At 72.1% G+C, this 4,408-nt stretch carries 1 protein-coding gene; it reads right to left on the bottom strand.

Translation table 11 applies throughout. The features are described from left to right. A partial coding sequence (locus ABD371_RS34710; protein ID WP_344486405.1) for a type I polyketide synthase occupies nt 1-4,330 on the bottom strand: 4,330 nt, incomplete at its 3' end. Nucleotides 4,331-4,408 lie beyond the last annotated feature (78 nt).

Below are 4,408 nucleotides of genomic sequence, written 5' to 3'. Positions count from 1 at the left end.
GCTCCGTCACCAGATGACGGGCGAACAAACCACCCAGCGTGCCACTCGCACCCGTCACCAACACCGTGCCGGCCGGGTCGAATCCCGTACTCACAGCCTCCGGAACCGCCGCCCGCACCAGCCTGGGGATCAGCAGTCCTCCGGCGCGTACCGCGAGCTCCGGCTCGCCCGAGGCGAGCGCCGCCGACAGCAGATCGGCCGGTATGCCGAGGTCTCCGTCGACGTCAGCGCCGGTGTTGTTCTCGGCGTCGAGATCGATCAGACCGAAGCGGCCGGGGTTCTCGGACTGCGCGGAGCGCACCAGACCCCAGATCGCGGCCTGGGCCAGTCCCGGCACCGTGTCGTCGGCGACCGCCGCGACCGCGCCCCGGGTGAGGAACACCAGACGCGCATCAGCGAACCGCTCGTCCGCCAACCACCGCTGCACCAGGGTCAGCGCACGGTCCGCCGCCGTGTGCACGGCGGCGGGCACATCGCCCGCGACCGGCTCGGACAGCGGACACGGCACCACCAGCGTCGTCGGGAAGACGTCGCTCCCGGCGGGCGGCGCGTCGAGTGCCGCCGGATCGGCGTACCCCTGCGGACCGGTGGCGAGGACGGCCCAGTCGTCGGCCGGGGCGACGGCACCGCCTGGGGGCAGGGCGGACCAGCCGAGCTGGAACAGCGCGTCACCGTGGCCGGTGGCCGGCCCGGCGAGCTGTTCGGGAGAGAAGGCGCGCAGGGCCAGGCCGCGTACGGAGGCGACCGGCGCGCCCTCGGCGTCGGCGATCTCCAGCGCCACGGTGTCCTGGCCGGCCCGGGAGAGCCGTACGCGCAGAGTGTCCGCGCCGACCGCGTGGACGGCGACACCGCTCCAGGCGAACGGCAGCCGGCCCTGGCCGGTGTCCTCCACGAGCGAGCCGAGGCCGATGGCGTGCAGGGCGGCGTCGAGCAGGGCCGGGTGGACGGTGAAGTGCGCCGCGCCGGGCTCGGTGCCGTCGGGGAGGCTGACCTCGGCGAAGACGTCCTCGCCCTGCCGCCAGGCGGCGCGCAGCCCCTGGAAGACCGGGCCGTAGCCGAAGCCGGAGTCGGCGAGTCCCTCGTACAGCCCGTCCAGCGGTACGGGTTCGGCCCCGGCGGGCGGCCAGGCCGTCAGGTCGAAGGCCGGGGTCCCGGCCCCGTCGGTGAGGACGGCGGTCGCGTGGCGTGCCCACGGCTCGTCGTCCGCCGCGTGGTCGGCGCGGGAGTGGAAGGCGACGGACCGGCGTCCCGACTCGTCGGGGGCCAGGACCGTGATCTGCAACTCGACCCCGGTGTCGGCGGGCAGCACCAGCGGTGCTGCGAGAGTGAGTTCCTCGACCAGGTCACAGCCGACCTGGTCGCCCGCGCGCAGCGCCAGTTCGACGAAGGCGGTGCCGGGAAGCAGCACACTGCCCGCGACCGCGTGGTCGGCGAGCCAGGGGTGGGTGTCGAGCGAGAGCCGGCCGGTGAGAAGCAGACCGTCGGCGTCCGCCAGGGCGATGGAAGCGCCCAGTAGCGGGTGGTCGGCGGACCGGAGGCCCGCCGTGGTGACGTCTCCGCCGAGGTGACCGGCGTCGAGCCAGTAGTGCTCGCGCTGGAAGGCGTACGTCGGCAGCTCGACGCGCCGCGCGCCGGTGCCGGAGTAGTACGCCTGCCAGTCGACGGCCACCCCCCGGACCTGGGCCCGCGCGAGAGCGGTGGTCACGGTCTCGGCCTCGTACCGGCCGGGGCTCAGCAGGGGCGCGAAGGCTGCGGCGTCACCGCTCACACAGGTCTGGGCGAGGGCGGACAGCACTCCTGCCGGGCCGAGTTCGAGGTAGGTGGTGACTCCGGCGGCTTCGAGGGCGCGTATGCCGTCGAGGAAGCGGACGGCTTCGCGGACGTGGCGTACCCAGAAGTCGGCAGTCGACATGTCGTCGCCGACCAAAGCACCGGTGAGGTTGGAGACGATCGGGATCGTCGGGTTGCCGTACGAAAGCCCCGCGATCGCCGTACGGAACGCGTCCAGCATGCCGTCCATGTGCGGCGAGTGGAAAGCGTGACTGACGGTGAGACGCTTCGACTTGCGGTCCGGAAGCTGCTCGACCACAGCGAGAGCAGCGCTCTCGTCACCCGCGATCACCACGGACGTAGGACCGTTGATCGCGGCAATGCTGACGCGATCGGTAAGCAGCGGAAGGATCTCCTCCTCCGAGGCCTGCACGGCGATCATCACGCCCCCCGAAGGCAGCGCCTGCATCAGGCGACCACGGGCCGCGACCAGCGTGCAGGCGTCCTCCAGTGAGAACACCCCCGCCACATGCGCCGCAGCGATCTCACCGATCGAATGACCGGACAGGAAGTCGGGACGCACGCCCCACGACTCAAGGAGCCGGAACAGCGCCACCTCGACCGCGAACAGCGCGGGCTGGGTGGCGGCCGTCTGATCGAGAGCACCGCTCTCGTCGCCGAACAGTGCTTCCTTCAGAGCCAGATCGGGAGCGAACCGAGCGCACACCTCATCCAACGCATCCGCGAACACCGGATACGCGCCGTACAGCTCACGACCCATCCCCAGCCGCTGACTCCCCTGCCCGGTGAACAGGAACGCCAGCTTCCCTCGGGTGCCGGGCTCGCCCCTGACGATGCGCGCGGTCGTCTCGCCCGCCGCCAGCGCGGCGAGGTCCTTCAGCGCGGTCTCCGGGTCCGTCGCGACGACGACGGCGCGGTGTTCCAGGGCGGCGCGGGTGGTGGCCAGGGAGAAGCCGATGTCGGCCGGGGCGTGCCCCGGGTGGGCGCGCAGCTCGGCGAGCAGCCGGCCGGCCTGGGCGCGCACGGCTTCCTCGGTGCGTCCCGAGAGCGGCCAGGGCAGTACGGGCGGCACGGAGACGGTCCGGGGGACCGCCGGGGCCTGCTGCTCGCCCTGGTCGGAGCCCTCCGCGTCGGCCGGCCGCTCCTCGGTCTCCGGCGGCGGGGCCTGCTCGATGATGGTGTGGGCGTTCGTACCGCTGATGCCGAAGGAGGACACGGCGGCGCGGCGCGGACGGCCGGTCTCCGGCCACTCCACGGCCTCGGTCAACAGGGAGACGGCGCCCGCCGACCAGTCGACGTTGGTCGACGGCTCGTCCACGTGCAGGGTCTTGGGGATCCTGCCGTGGCGGATCGCCATGACCATTTTGATGATGCCCGCGACACCGGCGGCGGCCTGCGTGTGCCCCATGTTGGACTTGATGGAGCCCAGCCACAGCGGGTTCTCCTCGGTGCGCTCCCGCCCGTAGGTCGCGAGCAGCGCCTGCGCCTCGATCGGGTCACCCAGGGTCGTCCCCGTGCCGTGTGCCTCGACCACGTCGACATCGGCGGCCGTGATCCGGGCGTCGGCCAGGGCCTGCCGGATCACGCGCTGCTGCGAGGGGCCGTTGGGGGCGGTGAGTCCGTTGGACGCGCCGTCCTGGTTGACGGCGGAGCCACGGACCACCGCGAGCACCGGGTGGCCGTTCTTCCGGGCGTCGGAGAGGCGCTCCACGAGGAGCATGCCCGCGCCCTCGGCCCAGCCGGTGCCGTCGGCGGAGTCCGCGAAGGACTTGCAGCGGCCGTCGAAGGAGAGTCCGCGCTGACGGCTGAACTCGGTGAAGGTGCCGGGCGTGGCCATGACGGTGACGCCACCCGCGAGGGCTAGCGTGCACTCGCCCTCGCGGAGCGCCTGGATGGCCAGGTGCAGGGTGACGAGGGAGGAGGAGCAGGCGGTGTCGACGGTGAGCGCCGGGCCCTCCAGGCCGAAGGTGTACGAGACCCGGCCGGAGGCGATGCTGCTGGAGCCGCCGGTGCCGAGATAGCCCTCGACCTCTTCGGGGACGGCGCGCAGCCTTGAGGCGTAGTCGTGGTACATGACACCGGCGAAGACGCCGGTACGGCTGCCGCGCAGCGAGGTCGGGTCGATGCCCGCCCGCTCGAAGGCCTCCCAGGAGGTTTCGAGGAGGAGGCGCTGCTGCGGGTCCATCGCCGTGGCCTCGCGCGGGGAGATCCCGAAGAAGGCCGGGTCGAACTGGTTGGCGTCGTGCAGGAAGCCGCCTTCCCGCACATAGCTCGTGCCCCGGCCGTCGGGGTCCGCGTCGAAGAGGCTCCCCATGTCCCAGCCGCGATCGGTGGGGAAGGGGGAAATGGCGTCGGTCTCCTGGGACACCAGCCGCCACAGATCCTCGGGCGATTCGACACCGCCCGGATAGCGGCAGCTCATCCCGACGATCGCGATCGGCTCCTGTTCCTCCGACTCGACCTCCTGAAGACGGCGGCGCGTCTCGTGGAGATCGGCCGTCACCCGCTTCAGGAAGTACCGGAGTTTTTCCTCATTCATACGTGCATCCCTCGTACAGAAGCCAGAACAGAAGCCAGACAGGAAGAGCCGTCGGCAGGACGGAGCCGAGCAGTCCCA

Origin of the sequence: Streptomyces amakusaensis, assembly GCF_039532665.1 — a bacterium.
GTDB classification, from domain to species: Bacteria; Actinomycetota; Actinomycetes; order Streptomycetales; family Streptomycetaceae; genus Streptomyces; species Streptomyces amakusaensis.
The sequence above is the reverse complement of the archived record's forward strand: the minus strand, read 5'-3'. Positions and strand labels throughout refer to the sequence as shown.